Annotated in this window: 13 protein-coding genes; 5 read left to right on the forward strand and 8 right to left on the reverse strand. The window is 63.9% G+C overall.

Annotated elements, in window-relative coordinates; all coding sequences use genetic code 11:
• From L5014_RS01600 to L5014_RS01620, 5 genes are all read right to left on the reverse strand, one after another.
• Complete coding sequence (locus L5014_RS01600; protein ID WP_238461831.1) at positions 1-4,761, reverse strand: hypothetical protein; 4,761 nt, start codon at positions 4,759-4,761, stop codon at positions 1-3.
• Between the two features lie 19 nt (positions 4,762-4,780).
• Positions 4,781-5,023 (reverse strand): hypothetical protein, encoded by a 243-nt coding sequence (locus tag L5014_RS01605; RefSeq protein ID WP_238461832.1) that lies wholly within the window; start codon positions 5,021-5,023, stop codon positions 4,781-4,783.
• Positions 5,024-5,045: 22 nt separating this feature from the next.
• Positions 5,046-5,480: a hypothetical protein gene (locus tag L5014_RS01610; protein ID WP_238461833.1), complete on the reverse strand. Its 435-nt coding sequence runs from the start codon at positions 5,478-5,480 to the stop codon at positions 5,046-5,048.
• A 75-nt stretch (positions 5,481-5,555) separates the two neighbouring features.
• Positions 5,556-6,740: a hypothetical protein gene (locus tag L5014_RS01615; RefSeq protein WP_238461834.1), complete on the reverse strand. Its 1,185-nt coding sequence runs from the start codon at positions 6,738-6,740 to the stop codon at positions 5,556-5,558.
• Between the two features lie 142 nt (positions 6,741-6,882).
• Positions 6,883-7,824, reverse strand: coding sequence for a hypothetical protein (locus tag L5014_RS01620; protein WP_238461835.1), 942 nt, complete (start codon positions 7,822-7,824; stop codon positions 6,883-6,885).
• Positions 7,825-8,073: 249 nt separating this feature from the next.
• Here L5014_RS01620 and L5014_RS01625 point away from each other — a divergent pair, with 249 nt between their 5' ends.
• On the forward strand, positions 8,074-9,129 hold the full coding sequence (locus L5014_RS01625; protein ID WP_238461836.1) for a hypothetical protein: 1,056 nt from the start codon (positions 8,074-8,076) through the stop codon (positions 9,127-9,129).
• A 188-nt stretch (positions 9,130-9,317) separates the two neighbouring features.
• On the opposite strand, the gene L5014_RS01630 is transcribed toward L5014_RS01625, so the two are convergent.
• Positions 9,318-10,229 carry a LysR family transcriptional regulator gene (locus tag L5014_RS01630; RefSeq protein WP_238461837.1) on the reverse strand — a complete coding sequence of 304 codons (912 nt, stop codon included), beginning with the start codon at positions 10,227-10,229 and terminating at the stop codon, positions 9,318-9,320.
• A gap of 131 nt (positions 10,230-10,360) precedes the next feature.
• Positions 10,361-11,554 carry a CaiB/BaiF CoA transferase family protein gene (locus tag L5014_RS01635; protein WP_238461838.1) on the reverse strand — a complete coding sequence of 398 codons (1,194 nt, stop codon included), beginning with the start codon at positions 11,552-11,554 and terminating at the stop codon, positions 10,361-10,363.
• Between the two features lie 247 nt (positions 11,555-11,801).
• Here L5014_RS01635 and L5014_RS01640 point away from each other — a divergent pair, with 247 nt between their 5' ends.
• Positions 11,802-12,581 (forward strand): enoyl-CoA hydratase-related protein, encoded by a 780-nt coding sequence (locus L5014_RS01640; RefSeq protein ID WP_238461839.1) that lies wholly within the window; start codon positions 11,802-11,804, stop codon positions 12,579-12,581.
• Here L5014_RS01640 and gcvA read toward each other — a convergent pair.
• Positions 12,568-13,674: a transcriptional regulator GcvA gene (gcvA, locus tag L5014_RS01645; RefSeq protein WP_238461840.1), complete on the reverse strand. Its 1,107-nt coding sequence runs from the start codon at positions 13,672-13,674 to the stop codon at positions 12,568-12,570. The two genes, L5014_RS01640 and gcvA, sit on opposite strands and share 14 nt — an antisense overlap.
• Between gcvA and L5014_RS01650 the strand changes: the two genes are divergently transcribed.
• The 3 genes from L5014_RS01650 (at position 13,664) to L5014_RS01660 (ending at position 17,011) form a co-directional block, all read left to right on the forward strand.
• Positions 13,664-14,905 (forward strand): alpha-hydroxy acid oxidase, encoded by a 1,242-nt coding sequence (locus L5014_RS01650; protein WP_274389180.1) that lies wholly within the window; start codon positions 13,664-13,666, stop codon positions 14,903-14,905. The genes gcvA and L5014_RS01650 overlap by 11 nt on opposite strands.
• Before the next feature lie 52 nt (positions 14,906-14,957).
• Positions 14,958-15,881, forward strand: coding sequence for an NAD(P)-dependent oxidoreductase (locus L5014_RS01655; protein WP_238461841.1), 924 nt, complete (start codon positions 14,958-14,960; stop codon positions 15,879-15,881).
• Between the two features lie 83 nt (positions 15,882-15,964).
• Positions 15,965-17,011, forward strand: coding sequence for a TRAP transporter substrate-binding protein (locus tag L5014_RS01660; RefSeq protein WP_238461842.1), 1,047 nt, complete (start codon positions 15,965-15,967; stop codon positions 17,009-17,011).
• Positions 17,012-17,014 lie beyond the last annotated feature (3 nt).

Here is a 17,014-nt window from a genome sequence, read left to right on the forward strand (position 1 = left end):
TCAGGGTGTCCAGGCGTGGATCATGGCGCCCTGCGAATTGTAGAAGCGAATCTGGCTGATATTCGTCCAGCCCGCGTTATCGCGGATCACGCGGTCCAGAAATGGCGCGAGCGAACCGTCGGCCTGCATCTGCGCGAGCAGCGCGTCATAAGAGAAGCCGTCCACGGATGGATCGATGCGCACGTCGATCTCCCTGCGCAACCAGCGAATCCCCCCGCGCCTGGCATAGATGCCGCCAGCGGCGTATTCGTCGATCTTGTGGCTGAGGCTGGCGCTGTTCAAATTGCGCTGGAGCGAGCCGAGCGGATCGGCACGGTCGACGGTGGGAATGCGCGTGGCCACCGACTCGCGGCCGATGGTTTGCCCCGTGTCGGTCGTGAGCAGGACGTCCGGACCTCTCTCGCCTTCACCCGCGACTTCGACTTTAGCCACATTGACATCGGCAGGCAGCGTGAGCATCGTTTGCGCCTGGGCCGGCGTGACGTTGTCGCCCAGCAGCCGGACATACGCGCGCGCTTCCTCCGCCGCGGCCGGGAAGGTCGTGGCCCTCGGCCCGCTGCCGACCGTGCGGGTCGGGAATCCCGCCTGGCCGATGTCGGCGGCGATCTGGTCGATTTCGGCGATGGGTGTCGGCCCGCGCGCCGTCGCGGACTGGAGCGCCTGGATCAGCTCGCTCATCTCGAAGCGTTGCAGGTTGCCGCCGCTCAGCGCGTGCACGCGTGCGAGGAGCCGGCCGAGCGCGTCGATCGCCGCGCTTTCGTGGCCCGGATAGCGGCCCACGAAGGTTCGGAACGGCGTGCGATTGGCGCGCTGGCGCAGCATCTCCATCACGTCGTCATGGCGAATGATGGCCTCGGCGTGTCCCAGCTCGCTCCAGAACGGCAGGTCGTCGCGATACAACCCGCGTAGCGCCGCGTCGAAGCGCGCGCCCGTGAGCCGCTGGAATTCCTGCACGGTCATGCCCGAGCGTTCGACATAGACGTTGTCCAGCGCGCGCTGGAGTTCCGCGTCGAGCGTCAGATGCTGCTGCAACACGTACAGCAGCGCGTCCGGCGGAACGCGGTTGCCGGCGCGCAGCAGCGTGGCGACGGCGAGATCCTGCTGGTCCTGCGAGAACGCGCGCAGCGCCCCGGCAAAGGCGTCGAACCCGGCCACCGCCTCGGCAATCGTGGTGCCGAACGGGCCGTGCGCGCCCGTGAGCGCGCGGAACGAATCGAACCCGTTGCGGCCGATGAAGTCGAGCGCATGCGGCGCACTCGCGAGCGGTTCGAGGTAGCCGTCCTGCGCGAGCTGATTGACGATCTCCTGCCGCTGCGCACCGAGCCAGCGCAAGTACCCGGGCGCGTCGGCGCTCGGGATCGCGCGCATCAGCGTATCCGCTGCCGCCGACTCCAGCGCCCCGTACAGACGGTCGAGTCCCTCGCCGACGCCAACGTCCAGACCGCCTTTTTCGAGCGCCTGCGCAATGCCTTCGGGCGTCACGAGTTGCTCCGGACGACGAAGCATTTCCAGCGCCGAGATCTGCTGCGCATCGTTAAAGTGCGCGAGCCGGCCGAGGAAGGCGTCGCAATCGGCCGCCGAAAGCCGGAACGACGGCCCGGCGAGCACGTCCCAGATGCGGTTGACGTCCCCGGTCGTCAGGTGGTGCAGCAGATTGGACGACGACGCCAGTCCGTCGAGCTGCCCGCCGCCGATCAGCGCGCTTGCGCGTTCGTCGGTAAGCCGCCCGAGCGCGTTCAGCAGTTGCCTCGCGCGGCCTTTGTCGAGCACCACGCGGTTCAGGAACGCCAGCAGTTCCTCTTGCGACATGCGCGCCGCCCCGGCCTCGGTCGTCGACAACAGCCGTTCGAGCCCGTCGGTCTCGACCGATCCCATGCCGATGTCGGCGAGTTCGAAGACCCGCCGGAACATCGCGAACTCGAAGCGCCGCCCGATGGCGCCGGCGCTCAGCCCCTCGCCGAGCGTCGCCATGCGCTCGCGCAGGCCGTCGATGATGGTCTGGACGCTCGATTCTTCGAGGAAGGTCGCGAGACGCTGCCGGATCGCGGAAAGCGCCTCCGAGATCTCGGCCGCATAGCGGGCCGGCGACACGCCCGATTCGCGGATCATCCGGATGGCGTCCTCGGCGGTGTTCAGCACGGTTTGCCCGCCGACCCGGAACGCGCCCTGCAGCGCCGGGCCGATCACGAATTCGCCGAACAGCCCGAACACGGCGCCCATCGTCATGCCGTGCACGTACTGGCCGAGGCTCGGCCCCGGTCCGTTGCGCAGCAGGGTGTCGGCGAGCCCATGTGAGAAGACCACCGCGCCGCCGCCGAGCGAGCCGCCCACGACGCCCACGAACAGCCGCTCCGCGACCCAGCCGCCGACGATTTGCGGCATCGTCGCGCGCCCGATGCGCAGCGCGATGGCGCGCCCGCCGATGCCCGCGAAGCGGAAGGTCAGCGCGAACAGGTAGCCGTCGATCGCCGCCATCACGAAGCCTTCGAGGCTGTAGTGCTTCGCGGTCGCGAGATAGAGGATCTCCGAGATGACGATTGAGGTCAGCACGGTCCCCGCGCCGCCGGCCGCCTCGACCAGCACGCCGATGATGCCGGCTTCCCACGCAACGGCGATCACCGCGATGCCGCCGATCACGAGCCCCACCTTCTCGAAGCGCTCGCCCATGCGGCCCAGTTGCCAGCCGAACAGGAGCCACTCGAAATCGAGTTCCGAGGTCGTGCGGCTCGTGCCGGGAATGTCGGTCCAGCTCGCTTCGCCTTCGATCTTCTGGACCACGTTGAAGGTCACGTTGTAGCGCTCGATGCCGCGGTCGACCGCGAGTTCGATCGCGGTGACGCGCAGCGACGTGATCTGGTTGACGGTGTCGAAGTCGTCGTTCGTCAGGTGGATCGCTGCCGCCGCGCGGTTGATCGCTTCATTGGCGAACTGATCGTTGCTGAAGTCCTGGGCGACGCGGCCGGCCATGATGTCCGCGAGAAGCTGATTGGCCGCGGTCTCCAGCGCCGCGTCGAATTGCGCGCGCCGCGCTTCGACGAGGTGCCGCACACGCGCGTGCGTCGCGTAGTCGGCGTAGGCGTCCGCGACGACGCCGTTGCGCGCGACGCGCTGATCGGCATCCTGGTGCAGCCACATGGCGCCGCTGTCAGGAAAGTAGCGGTTCGCGAGCGCCGTGCGCGTCGCCGCGTTGTAGTCGGCCCGCATCTGGCTGATGCGCGCATGGGCGTTGTAACGCAGCGACGCCGTGGCCGCCTGGATGAAGTGCAGCGCGGCGTCGCCACGCGTGGCCGCCATCTTGTCCAGCAGCGCGTTGAACCACCGGCCGCCCTCGCGCGCCTCGAGCGTCCCCATCACCAGGTCGAACATCGTGCGGACCCCGCCCGCGCCGGCGTAGGCGCCGAAGTTGCCGGTGTAGAGGGCGTCGAGGCGGCTCCACCAGGTGATCTGGTCCAGCGAGTCGTCGGGGTAGTGGCCCAGCAGGTCGACGATCGCATTCGCGACCGTCTCGGCATGCGTGCGATGGTTGATCGCGAACTGCTGATCCTCGCTCAGCGCGAAGGTCGCGGACAGCAGCGCGCCACGCCAGCCGGCCTGCCAGCGGCCCCAGCGGCTGTCCGGGACGAGCGCCAGCGTGGCCGGATTCGTTAGCGGGGCGACAGCCGTGCGCACGGCTTCCGGCAGCGTGTCCAGGGTGTCCTGTTTGAGCAGGAAGAGGTCGCGCTTGCGGTAGGCGAGCGGACCGGCAGGCGGCAGCAGGTCGCGATTCCCGGCGAGTAGCTCCAGCGTCGGCGGGAGCACTGGCGCCGTGACCTCGAGCGGCGAGATGTGCAGCGTCGTGGTCTCGTCGCCCATCGCGGCGATGAAATCCGGCCACGAGACGCGCAGCGCTTCGCGAAACCCGTCCTGGTAGACGAGGAACTCGAGGTCGCGGTTACGGACTTCGACGTCGACCGGCGTGCCTTGCCGCGCATAGGTCTCCAGGGTGATGGTTGGCAGGACCATCAGCGTGAAGATCACCTGCGCGCCGGGCATCAGATAGACCTCGCCGCCGTAGGCCCTGAGGTAGCGGCTGTTGCCCGACAGGTCGGGCGTGGCGCCTGCCACGAGGTTGTCGCTATCGAACTGGATCACGCGCTGCCGGTCACGCTCCGATGCGCTCAACACCCAGAACGCGTCTTCGCGTCCGGTGCGCAGACGGCTCAGCTCCGTCCCGCGTGCGGACAGTTCCGCCGAAAGATCCGAGAGCCGGTACGGACGGTCGACCCGCACGACCCACAGCGAAACCCATTTCGACTGCTCCTCGTAGTCTGCGTAGAGGGTGGCGTAGTCGGCGCGGTGGCTGTGAATGGAGTCGTCGACGTAAGCGAGGTAGTCGCCGACCTTCGCGTGAAAGTTAATGCTCGTCAGCGTTTGCCAGCCGCGCCATGGCCGCCGGCGCAGGCTCGTGCTTGTCGCCGTCGTGCCCGTGGGCGGGGTTGTCGTCTGCGTGCGCGCCGAGCGTTGGATCACGCGCGCGAGGCGCGCCTCGGTGTTCTGGCGCGTGTCGGCCGAAACGCTGCGCAGATTCGCGCCGCGCCACGCGAAGGTCGGATCGTGCACGACGATGGCCGAAGGATCGCCGGCGCGCGCCGTCGCCGCCGACGAGCGCCGCAGCGCGCGCGCCATTGCCGCCGCGAGCGCGGCGTCGAGGTCGGCCGGACGATGCTCGATGGCGTCGAGATCCACCGACAACCGCACCGGAATGTTGACGTTGATCCGCATACGCGCAGAGAAGCGGGTATCAGCCGGTCAGCTCGCGGGCGAGCCGTTCCAGCGTGGCGTGAATCAGGCGGTCCTCGTCGATGGCCGCCACCGTGTTGCGAACCTCGATCTCCACCGGGAAGTGGTAATGAACCTCCGGCGGGCCGCTGCCGCTCGTCTCGTCCGCTTCGGAACCGAGCGACCAGCCGACCGAATGGCCGTCGTGCACGAGGGTTCCCGAGGTCGGATCCTGCGTGTCGTGTCCGTTGTGTCCACCAGACATCGTCGGTTACTCCGGAGAGGGGCTAGGGCAGCGTGGCGCTGGCGTTGCTCTTGTCGGTCTCGGTCGCGCCGAGACAGAAGCCGGAGAACGTCGCCGTGGGCGCGCCCGTGACGGTCGCGGTGGACGGTATCGCCGTCGTGATGACGCAGTTGCTCATCACCAGCGACGCATACGACCAGTCATTGCCGTTCGCCGATTCCTGCAGCGTGACGTCGAACAGCGTGCGCTTGATCGCCAGCGCGGTCAGCTCGGCGGCGATCGTGCCGATGGCCTTCACGGTCATCGTGAACGTGATCACCTGCGGCGAGTAGATCACGCCGATGTGCGTGTGCTCGATCGAGTGCAGCGGCTCCGCGGTGAGCGCGAAGGTGGGCGTGAACGAATCGATCGGCGTGATCGTCCGGGTCTGGTTGTTCGCCGTATAGGACACGGCCAGCCGGGTGTTCCAGTCGGGCATGTTGGGCTCCATTCGGATGCGAAGCGCGCGAGGAAGCGCGGTAGCGCGGGTCGCGCGGGTAGTCGAAGCGGTCGGTCAGAAACTCGGCGCCAGCGTGACGCGAAGCTGATGCACTGCCGGGCCATAGGTGATCGACACGAACACGTCGACGGTCCGGTTCGCGCGCGCCGTCACGACCAGCGCGCTGTCCGTCGCGCTCCAGGCCGACTCGGGCGTCATCAGGATGTTCAGCACGGGGATCGTGGTCGCGTAGTCGTCGATCACGGCGGCATTGAGCAGCGGCCCGAGGATCGAATCGATGCGCACCTTGACCTGCGTGAGGCCCGCCTTGGTGATGCGCGAATCGCCGATCAGGCCAATCAGCCCGGCCTTGAGCCGGAAGTCGATGTCGTCGAGCACGCGCACGATGTCGATATAGAGCTGGCTGGCGTCGGTGGTGTAGCAGCGGCCCTCGCCGAAGTAGAAGCCGCCGCCGACGATCAGCGCGGGCTCGATGATCGGCACGATGCCGGCTTCCGAGAGCCCCTTGATCTCGCTCGGCCCATACTGGCTGGCGGTCGGCACGCTGACGCCGCGCACCCGCTTGAGCACCATCGAGACCTGCGGCGCATAGCCGGCGATTGCGCCAGTGGCGGCCGCGGCGACGTCGACCGTTGCGCCGCGCGCGGCCACGAGCACCATGCGGCTGGAGTCGCTCTTTAACGGCGTGGCCGTGGTGTCGACGTCGTGGACGTAAGTCGGCGACTTGACGGTTGCCGGGTTGACCATCGCCACGCCGAGCCGCTTCTGGCCTTGCGCCGACATGGTCTCGACGTGCGCCTTGAGCGCCAGCAGGTTGGTCGGCGGATTGCCGCCGCCGGCCGCCGCGCCGACGTCGGTCTCGTTGGCGAGGCAAACGAAGTCGACGTCGTCGGCGGCTTCGAGCGACGCCAGCGCACCGGCATAGTCGGTGCCGTTCACCTTGACGCCGTAAATCTTGGAGGGCGTCGGGCTTTGCAGCATCGCGAGCTTGAGCGACGTCGAGAGCGTGGTGTCGGCCACGCTGCCGTCGGCGTTGATCTTCGCGAAGTGCTGCGACACATCGGACGCTGTGTCGACAACGGTCGGCATGTCGAATGCCGCATCGCCGCCGTCTGCTCCGGCGGGGGTCTTGCCGACGATGGCGATCACGCCCGGCGAACGCTGCGCGATGGGCATCAGCGCGGACGTATCGATGTTGACCAGGATGAAGGGAAACGCCGCAGGGACGGTTGCTGACATAAGTTGCTCCTTTGATGCCAGTTCTGAACACGAAACGGGCGATCCGTGCAGGCCCGGGAAAAAGTTCGTAATGCCAGGTTTAGCCAGGTTTATCCAGGTTTAGATCGCTAGTGGCCAATCAATCAATCGATGAACCCCGTCCTCAGACGACGGCGAGGCCGATGCCCTGGAGCACCAGCCAGCCCGCGGCCGCCGTGCGCCGCGCGGCTCGCGCGGCATCGGCCGCCATGCCCGCAGCGGCGCCCGGCCAGCCGGTGTCGTCGAACGCCGCAGCCGGCACGATCCATGTGATCGGCAGCGGCTCGCGGACCGGCAGCTTCGCGTCCACCGCGCGCGCGAGACCCATTGGTCCGAGCTGCTGGCGAACGATTTTTGATTCCGTGAGCAGGTCGCCAACCGAAAAGCCCGCGTCCCGGATCAGCAGCGCGCTGCCGATCGGCAGCGGCGCGGGCAGCGATGGCACGTCGTTCGGCGGCGAAAAAGTGATCTGCAAGGGATGGGCGTAGACCACGCCGCGCAGCTTCGTGATCAGGTCGCTGACCGACGACGCGCCGTTTTCGTGCAGCCACTGATCGAGCAGATCGCCCGTCATCAGATCGGGCTGGGCAAACGCCGCGCGCAGATGCGTCAGCAGGCGCGTGCGCCGCTCGTTCTCGAGCGCGGCCGGATCGGCAGGCAGCGCGCCGAGCGCGGCCACGATCTCCGCATCGATCTGTCCTGCATCGACGACGTTGCCGCGCGCGGCGCTCACGTGTCCGGTAGGCGGTGTCGAGCGAGCGATGATCGCGCCGCGCCAGAATGCGTCCACGCGGATCGAGCTTTCTCCGAACCCGGACAGCATGAATTGCGAGTCGGTGCGCTCGCCCGTTGTCGCGCGTCCCCAGTAGCCTTCGAGGGTGGCGATACGCGGGACCGCGAGGCCGAGCTGGATATCGTCGAACACCGCGCTGTATGGTCCTTGAATCGGCATCGCACTGGTGTCGTAAGCCGTCGACGCAATTTGCGCGAGGCTGTCGTTGTCGAAAACACCATCGCGCGCTGCCGGATCAGCGAGCCTGATGAGGATCGTATCGACGAAGTTCACGCTGGCATCCTTTCTTCGCTAGCCTGCAGACAATCGTGGCACTACGATGAAAACAGACAGCACTGTTTTGAATTGAAATTCAAAAGGCTTTGCCGTGCGTTGAGCGTAGACGATGGTTCAATCTTGTCAAGAAATGGCGGGAATGCGAATTGCCCATTCCCCAGACATGACGCACCACGCGCGAGAATCGTTCATTGGAGATTATTTAAGCATCTCAGTATCGAATGTTTATTCACGTGTACACGCATCATGTTTTCTGGCGCTGATGGCGCGCTTGACTACACTGATTACGTCGAGGTCGAAAACGAGCAGGAGAAGGCCATGCCAGCCGTAGATCAGCTATGGGGGACTTTTGCGGTCGACGACCATTTGCGAAAAAGAGCGTTTGTGGCGGAAACGCTTCTATTCGATCATTTGATCGTACCGGTTCCCGCTTTAGAGGAGAAACAAGCTTTAACGAATTGGGATAACAAACTTTGGAATCCAAAACGTGCACTGGAAACTGTTGAAGTGTTAGGCAACCTCGTGACTCCGGTTTCGTGGGATAAGGCGCTAAGAGACCGTTATCGCGAGCGTTATGGGCGTTCGTTGCTCAACGAACACGCGGCTTTTGACATCGGAAATGCCAGGCAGATGTCCAAGGACGCCTTCGCAAAGCATGCGACGCGGATACTGCTGGCGGATCGTGCAAGCGATGAGGCGGATGAAGCGTACTTCCGCCGGATCCAATCCATCGACGTCGACCCTGCCGCGACCGTTGAAATTGTCGCCGGCTATGGATCGTATGGACAGCTTCAGGTCGACGCTCCGCTGGAAATGACTGGCGATTTCTCCGCTGGCGCGGAGGGTGCAACGCTGTTGTTCGGCTGGGAGTTCGTCGTTCCCGAGGAATCCGGGCTCAGTTGTCGCGTTCTTCTTGAGCGTGCCGTCAAGCTCGCTGAAAGAAAGGATTTTATCGAGAGCCGTCGGGAGTTCCACGAATGGCGGCGCAAGCTGATTGCGAATCACATTGGCCCGGAGAAGGCGCGATCGGAGATGCTTCGATGTCTGACCGAATTCAACGCCATTGTCGATAAGAAACGTCAACGCTCTCGTGTGCTCACCGCGTTGCAGGTCGGCGCGGCTGCCGCTCCGCTGGCCGATTTCGCCATTCCGGGGCTCGGAGCAGGAAGCGCAGTGATGCTGGCACTAGGCGCGTTTGTGTTCGACAAGGCCGTTCCCGAACCGCGTCCCGGCAGCCGCGAAAGAATTGCGGCTTTGGTGCATGACAGCCGGGAGGCGTTCGGATGGCCGCGCACGGGCTAGCCACGGATTGCCTCGGCCGGTGGCTGCCGCGCTCGCGATCTGGAATGCTGTCCATTTCAATCGATCAGGTATCCATACTTATACGAAGTGCCGCGAACCAACCCGTGCACCAGAGCCATCCCGTGCGGCATGTCCGGCGACGTTCGGCGACGTTCGGGCGCGGGCCGATGCGCCGGCGCCCGACGACGTCACTTGCCCGAGAACTCGACGCTGTTCGCGCTGACCAGGATTTCCCGGAAGATGCCCACCAGCGGCCGCAAGTTGACCTTGTGCCACGCGGCCCACAGGGGCGTGCGGTAGCTGAACCACGGCAGTTCGCGCACCACGACGCCTTCCGGCACTTGCTGGCGAAGACTCTGCTGGATCATCGTCACGCCGAATCCGGCCGCGACGAGCCCCAGGGCCGCAAGGGGTTCGGTCGCCTCGACGGTAATGTTCGGCGAAAAGCCAGCCTTCGCGCAGGCCGCCACGAACGCGCCGTGACGCGGCGCGCTGTCCTCTTGCGTGACGCCGATCCACGATTGCGTTGCGAGGTCGTCCGCAGACAGTGTCTTCTTGCTGGCAAGCGGGTGCTCTTCGGGCATCGCCAGCAGCATCGGATCGTTCAGCACCAGCGACGATTCCAGCTCCGCGTCGCCGGCGAGAGGGGGCTCGCTGACGAGCGCGATATCGAGGCTGCGTTCGCGCAAGCCCTCGAGCTGCGCGGTCGAATGATAGTTGTATAGCGAGATATGCACGGCGGGACGATCCTCGCGCAGCGCTTTGAGCGCGCGGGGCAGCACGCCCGAGTGCATCGACGTTTCCAGGTAGCCGATGCACAAGCCGCCTTCGTCGCCTTTGCCCAGCCGCCGCGCGAGCGATTCCAGCCGGTTCGCGTGCCGCAGGAAGGCGCGCGCCTCGCTCAGAAACGTGCGGCCGTCGCGCGTCAACCGGATGCGTTGCTGGGTGCGTTCGAACAGCGTCAGGCCGAGCTTGTCCTCGAACTGCGCAATCTGGCGGCTGAGCGGCGATTGCGAAATGTGCAGGCGTTCGGCGGCGCGGCCGACGTGTTCTTCCTCCGCCACCACGATGAAGTACTGCAGTTGGCGCATGTCTAGCATTTAAGACCTCTTGTGACTCATGTTTGTCGAATTATGTCTTGGACGGGCATAACTATGCAACCTGGACTGGGCTCACTGTCCCTGACATGTGGAGCAATTCATGAGTCTCAAGGAGCTCGCGCGACACCGCACTATCGGCCGAATGCGCCCTGTTGCCCGAGCTTGCCGATATCGCAGCCAATCTCGCGCATGATTTCCTCGGTGTGCTCTCCGAGCAGCGGCGGCGGGCGCCTCAATTGCTGTGGCGTACCCCGCAATTTCACCGGAAACCCGAGCTGCGGAATCTTGCCTTCAACGGGATGCTCCATATCGAGAATCATGTCACGCGCGGCCGCCTGCTCGCTCGCGAGTGCCTCCTGATAGGTGAGGATGGGTCCGGCAGGAACGCCCGCTTCGAGCAGCGCGGCAATCCACGCGTCGGCTTTCCGCGTTCGCAACGTTGTCGATAGTGCGGACTCCAGTTCGTCGCGATGGCGCATACGCTCTGCATTGGTGGCAAAGCGGGGGTCGGCCAGCAGGTCGGGCCGGTCGAGCACCTCGCAAAGCAGGGCCCAGAGCTTCTGGTTGGCGGCGCCAAAAACGAAATGCCGGTCGGATGCCATGAACGCCTGATAAGGGGCGCTCATACGGTTGGCACTGCCGAGCGGTTGGGGCACCTTGCCGGTTCCCCAATACTCGGCAACTTCCCAGATGGACAATCCCAGTGCCGCTTCGAAGAGCGACACGTCGATATATTGCCCGGGCCCGTCGTCACCGCGCCCAATGACGGCGCTGAGGACTGCATAGGCCGTAAAGAGCCCCGCGCCGAGATCCCCAACCGGGACGCTGTTCTTCGCAGGCGCGGCCCCCGCCTGGCCGGTGACGCTCAGGATGCCGCTCATGGCTTGTGCGATGAGATCGAACCCCGGGCGCATGGCCCACGGCCCGGTCTGCCCGAAACCCGAGATGCTTGCATAGATCAGTCGCGGATGGATCTCCTTGAGCGTTTCATAGTCGATTCCGAGGCGTTTCGCTACGCCAGGACGGTAGTTTTCGACCAGCACGTCAGCCGTTTTCACGAGTTCGTAGAAGGCGCGCAGGCCGGCTTCATTCTTCAGGTCGAGTTCGACACTGCGCTTGTTGCGGTTGAGCGCAAGAAATCCGGCGCTGTCGTCACCCTGCAGGCGAAAGCCCATTGCCCTGCGCGTCTGGTCTCCCACCTTGGGGGGCTCGACCTTGATGACGTCCGCCCCCATGTCGGCGAGGAGCATGCAGGAGAAAGGGCCTGCCATGACCTGACTGACATCGAGGACACGCAGATTGGAAAGCGGCAAGGGTCGCGACATGGAAAAGGGTCTCCCCAATGGGCTGGATGAAAGTGAAGCCAGTTTAGGTAGTCCGCATTTACACGGTCAAACGAGATTTTTTCTCGCCATCGCCTAAAAAAATTCGACCCCGTCTGGTTCACGATCGCGCAATTTTTATATCGACATGCACAAATTAAATTCGCTTTTCCGCACGCCGCCGAGCTTGTAGATTTCCACGACGCAAGCCGTTTTGTCTCCATTCATATCCTTCAGGAAGGACGCTAATATGCGAGGGGAAATCTCTCTGGAACGCAGCGCGGCGGTCGCGACCGTGACTGTTTCGCAGCCCGAAAAGCTCAATGCAATGAGCGTCGAAATGTGGAAGTCGTTAAAAACGATCATGGACGATCTTTCGGCCGATTCGACGGTACGCTGCGTGGTCATCCGTGGGGCGGGGCATCGGGCGTTCTCGGCGGGCGCCGATATTTCGGAATTCGACGAGGTGCGAGCAGGCGCGGTGCAGGCTCGTGCTTATGCTGAAATCACCCAGGCCGCGCTTCACGCCGTAGCCGCATGTCCGCATCCCACCGTAGCCGCCATCCGGGGAAATTGCGTGGGCGGCGGCCTCGAACTGGCTTCCGTGTGCGACATGAGAATCTCCGCCGAGGATGGCCGCTTTGGCGTGCCGATCAACCGGCTGGGGCTTGTCGTGTCCTATCTGGAACTCAAGGGCCTGATGACGTTGATCGGCAAGTCGCGCACGCTGGAACTCCTGCTGGAGGGCAGGGTATTCGGCGCCCAGGAGGCGTTTCAGAAGGGGCTCGTGAACCGCGTGGTCTCGTGCGACGCCTGGGAAGGCGAAATAGCCGATACGGCAACGCGCATTGCCGCAGGCGCGCCGTTAGTGGCGCGGTGGCACAAGAAGTTCGTTTCCCGGCTGGAAATGCCCGAGCCGCTTCGCGAGGACGAACTGGACGAGGTCTACCACTGCTTCGACACCGAAGATTTCCGTATCGGGTCAACGGCATTCAAAAGCAAGACCCAACCCGTGTTTACAGGCCACTAGATGCTGCCTCGCGTTGGTCGGGAGGCGAGGCGATGCCCGCCTCCGATTTAAGCCAGTCGCAGAATGCGCGTATGCGCTCATCGTTCGCGCGGTTTCGCGCATAGATGACGTAGTACGCGAGCTCCACTGGCAACGACAGATCGAACGGTTTAATCAGGCGTCCTGCCTTGATATCGGCATCGACCCACACGTCTTTTGCCAGCGCGACGCCCAGCCCGTCCAGCGCCGCGTTGATCGCAAGATGCGTGGGACGAAACGACAAGCCCCGCGAGGCATCGATGTCGCGCACACCGGCGAACGCGAGCCAGTCGGACCAATGCGGATTTTTCCCGTCGCTATACGTGCTGTCGTCGTGCAGCAGCATATGGTGTTTGAGATCGGCGGGCTCGTCGAGCGGTTTGTCCGGCGTCACGGCCGATGGGCTGCAAACCGGGAATACGCGCACGTCGAGGCAACGCTCCGAATCGGCATCGGGATGTTGCCCGCGCCCGAAGCGGATCGCGAGGTCGTATTCGTCGCGCGAGAAGTCCACGGGCTCGCCGGAGCCACTGACCTTGACGTCGATGTTCAGATTCGAGCGCACAAAGCGCTCAAGACGCGGTATCAGCCATTTCGCCGCAAACGTGGGAGGAATGTCGATGCGAAGCATCTGTTTTTTCGACACCCGGATTCGTCGCGTTCCTTCCACCAGAATGTCCATCGCCTGTTGTATGGAGGGGAGATAGGCGCGGCCTTCGGCGGTGAGCGCGAGCGATTTCGCCTCGCGCACGAACAGTGTGACGCCCAGGTGTTCTTCGAGCGTCTTGACCTGGTGGCCGACAGCCGACGATGTCACGCAAAGCTCTTCGGCCGCGCGGGTAAAGCTCGAATGTCGAGCGGCGGCTTCGAATGCGCGAAGCGGATTTAAAGGCGGTAAAGGGCGGACCATGCGGCATGATATGGCGCGCCTCAACATGGCGTCAATACGCCCGAATTTTTCTTGGCTATGCCTCGAATAAATGTCGTTTGCGATCGCGGATGGGTCGTTCATAGAATCCACAAGAACGATGACGGCGCAACCCTTTTCAGATGGTATCGAAACGATGAAGAGCATGACGTGCATGGAAGACTTGCGGGTACTGGCGAAACGGCGGGTGCCCCGGATGTTCTACGAGTACGCGGATTCGGGATCGTGGACGGAAGGCACGTATCGATCGAATCAGGAGGACTTCGAGAAGATCAAACTGCGCCAGCGCGTTGGCGTGAGTATCGAGTCGCGCTCCACGGCGGCCACGATGCTGGGCCGTGGCGTGGCATTGCCCGTCGCGATCGCGCCCACGGGGCTCACGGGGATGCAGCATGCCGACGGCGAAATGCTCGCGGCGCGCGCCGCCCGGGACTTTGGCGTGCCATTTACCTTGTCCACGATGAGCATATGCTCGATCGAGGATGTTGCGCAGGCGTTGAACGGCGACCCGTTCTGGTTCCAGGTTTATGTGATGCGCGATCGCCGGTTCGTCGAGCGGTTGATTGCACGGGCGAAAGCTGCGAACGTCGGCGCACTGGTGCTGACGCTCGATCTTCCTGTGAGCGGGCAACGGCACAAGGATCTCAAGAATGGGCTTTCCGCGCCGCCGAAGCTGACGCTTTCCAATTTCGCCAATATTCTCGGCAAGCCGCGCTGGTGGTGGAACATGCTGCGCACCCGGCGCCGGACACTGGGCAATATCGTCGGTCACATCGAGGGAATCGGCAGCACGACCTTGCTCTCCGAGTGGTGCGCACAGCAGTTCGATCCGACGTTGAGTTGGGAGGACGTGCGCTGGATCCGGCGGCTCTGGCACGGCAAGCTCATTGTGAAAGGCATTCAGGATGTGCAGGATGCCCATCACGCCATCGCGGCCGGTGCCGATGCGATTGTGGTGTCGAACCACGGCGGCCGGCAGCTCGACGGTGCGATCTCTTCGATTCGGGCGCTGCCGCTCATCGCGGAGCAGGTCGGCACGCAGATCGAAGTCCACATGGACGGCGGAATCCGCAGCGGCCAGGACGTGCTCAAGGCCCTCGCGCTCGGCGCAAAGGGAACGTATATCGGCCGCTCCATGCTTTATGGTCTTGGCGCACTGGGACAGCGCGGCGTGACGCGCGCGCTGGAGATCATCCAGAAGGAGCTCGATCTCACGATGGCATTCTGCGGCTACCTGCGTCCAGGCGATGTGGACAGATCGATTCTGCTCGACGAATTCGGCTTGCCGTATCTTCCGCAGCAGTCTGCGCGGCTTCTTGCGTCCCGGTTCGTCGCAGCGCAAACGTCGCAAACATCGCCCGAATTGCGCGTCGGCTAGTCGCCTGGCACGTTCGCCGTGTCGATTTTCATCGTTGCTCCCGAGCTTATTCATGAACAGTTCATCGCCAGATTTCGGCTCCATCGATTCCAGCAGCACCATCGGATTCATCGGGCTAGGCCTGATGGGCCAGTCGATTGCATTGCGTCTCGCCGCAAGCGGATACCGCCTGTGCGTCTGGAATCGCGAGAGTGATCGCTATGGTCCCTTGAAGACAGCGGGCGCGGTCATTGCGGATTCGCCTCGCGAGGTCGCGCTGGCGTGCGACGTCGTTTGCCTGTGCGTGCTGGACGCAGCGGCGGTCGAGGAGGTGGCGTTCGGGGAGCATGGCCTGTTGCCCGAAACGAACCGCCTGCGGCTGATCATCGACTTCTCCACGGTTCAGCCGGACGACACCCGTTCGTTCGCACGGCGTGCGGCCAGGGCTTCGTGCGCCTGGATCGATTCGCCCGTCTCCGGTGGCCCGGACGCGGCACAACGAGGTGAGTTGACGCTGATGCTGGGCGGTCCCCAGGACGCGGTGCGTCGCGCGATGCCCCTGCTTGCGCATCTGGGAAGCCGGATCAGTCATGTCGGCGACACGGGCAAGGGGCAGGAAATGAAAGTGCTCAATCAAGCGCTGGTCGGCACGACGTTCGTCATGCTGGCCGAGGCATTGGCGCTCGCCCGTCGGCTCGGGTTGCCGCTCGAAGCCGTTCCCCGCTGTCTCGAGGGCGGGTTCGCCGATTCAGCCGGCTTGCAGCGCGTGTGGCCGCGCATGGCGGCGGAGGGTTTCGATCCGCCAACCGGACGCGCGGGGCAGATGCTCAAGGATCTCAAGAATGTCGACGCGGTCCGGTCGTCGACAGGCGTGGCGCTGCCGTTGCTGGAGGCCGCGCTGGAACAGTATCGACGCTATGTCGATTCGGCCGGCCCCGAGGTCGAAACGGTTTCAATTTCACGCCTTTATTCAGCGTTCCCGGACGCAATGCCCTGAGTTCGGGGCGTGCATCCGGCACGGCTTGACAGGCAACTTCGTCGAGAACATCGACTTCACACCAAAAATATATGGAGCGAGACATGAACAACGCATTCAGGCTGTCGCGGCGGCAGTTCGTACAGCATCTCGGCATGACCTCGGCTGCCTGCGCAGTGGGCGCGGTGGGCGCACTGGCGCCGCTGCGGGCCCAGGCACGATCCGCTGAATTCACGCTGAAATACGCGCACAACCAGCAGATCGACCATCCGATGAACATTCGCGCCAAAGAGGCGGCCGACGCAATCCGGCAAGAAACCCATGGACGGGTCGACATCCAGATCTTTCCCAGCGGGCAATTGGGCAGCGACACCGACATGTTCACGCAAGTGCGGACCGGCGCGATCGACTTTTTCACGCTCTCGGGACTCGTGCTGGCCACGCTTGTTCCGGTGGCGTCGATCAACGGACTGGGTTATGCATTCAAGGACTACGACCAGGTATGGGCCGCAATGGACGGAGACCTCGGCAAGCTGGTGCGGGACCAGCTCGCCAAGGTTGGGCTCGTTGCCATGGAAAAGATCTGGGACGATGGATTCAGGCAGGTGACGAGTTCCGTCAAGCTCGTTGCAACCCCGGACGATTTGCACAACTTCAAGATTCGCGTGCCCGTGAGCCCCATGTGGACCTCGATGTTCCAGGCGTTGGGCGCGACGCCAACCAGCATCAACGTGAACGAAGTCTATTCCGCCTTGCAGACGAAGGTGGTCGATGGCCAGGAAAACGCGCTGGCCATTATCGACACGATGCGCTTTTACGAAGTGCAGAAATATTGTTCGTTGACTAATCATATGTGGGACGGCTGGTGGTTCCTTGCTAACGCGAGATCGTTGAATCGTCTGCCCAAAGACTTGCAGGAAATCGTGGCAAGGCATATCAACGCCGCGGCAATGCGCGAGCGCCAGGATATCGCTGCGCTCAATGCGAGGCTCGAAACGGGGCTGACGGCCAAAGGGCTGAAATTTGGCCGGCCAGACACGAAGGCATTTCGCGAGGTTTTGCAAAAGAACGGCTTCTATGCGCAATGGCGGAAAAAATACGGTGAGCAAACGTGGGCCGTATTGGAGAAGTACACCGGAAAACTCGCCTGATCT

The sequence above is a fragment of the Paraburkholderia tagetis genome, assembly GCF_022213065.1.
Lineage (GTDB): Bacteria > Pseudomonadota > Gammaproteobacteria > Burkholderiales > Burkholderiaceae > Paraburkholderia > Paraburkholderia tagetis.

Bases quoted from the DNA above. Each gene is read 5' to 3' on its own strand.
- L5014_RS01600 (WP_238461831.1), bottom strand. From the start codon at position 4,761: ATGCGGATCAACGTCAACATTCCGGTGCGGTTGTCGGTGGATCTCGAC.
- L5014_RS01605 (WP_238461832.1), bottom strand. From the start codon at position 5,023: ATGTCTGGTGGACACAACGGACACGACACGCAGGATCCGACCTCGGGA.
- L5014_RS01610 (WP_238461833.1), bottom strand. From the start codon at position 5,480: ATGCCCGACTGGAACACCCGGCTGGCCGTGTCCTATACGGCGAACAAC.
- L5014_RS01615 (WP_238461834.1), bottom strand. From the start codon at position 6,740: ATGTCAGCAACCGTCCCTGCGGCGTTTCCCTTCATCCTGGTCAACATC.
- L5014_RS01625 (WP_238461836.1), top strand. From the start codon at position 8,074: ATGTTTTCTGGCGCTGATGGCGCGCTTGACTACACTGATTACGTCGAG.
- L5014_RS01630 (WP_238461837.1), bottom strand. From the start codon at position 10,229: ATGCTAGACATGCGCCAACTGCAGTACTTCATCGTGGTGGCGGAGGAA.
- L5014_RS01635 (WP_238461838.1), bottom strand. From the start codon at position 11,554: ATGTCGCGACCCTTGCCGCTTTCCAATCTGCGTGTCCTCGATGTCAGT.
- L5014_RS01640 (WP_238461839.1), top strand. From the start codon at position 11,802: ATGCGAGGGGAAATCTCTCTGGAACGCAGCGCGGCGGTCGCGACCGTG.
- L5014_RS01650 (WP_274389180.1), top strand. From the start codon at position 13,664: ATGAAGAGCATGACGTGCATGGAAGACTTGCGGGTACTGGCGAAACGG.
- gcvA (WP_238461840.1), bottom strand. From the start codon at position 13,674: ATGCTCTTCATCGTTTCGATACCATCTGAAAAGGGTTGCGCCGTCATC.
- L5014_RS01655 (WP_238461841.1), top strand. From the start codon at position 14,958: ATGAACAGTTCATCGCCAGATTTCGGCTCCATCGATTCCAGCAGCACC.
- L5014_RS01660 (WP_238461842.1), top strand. From the start codon at position 15,965: ATGAACAACGCATTCAGGCTGTCGCGGCGGCAGTTCGTACAGCATCTC.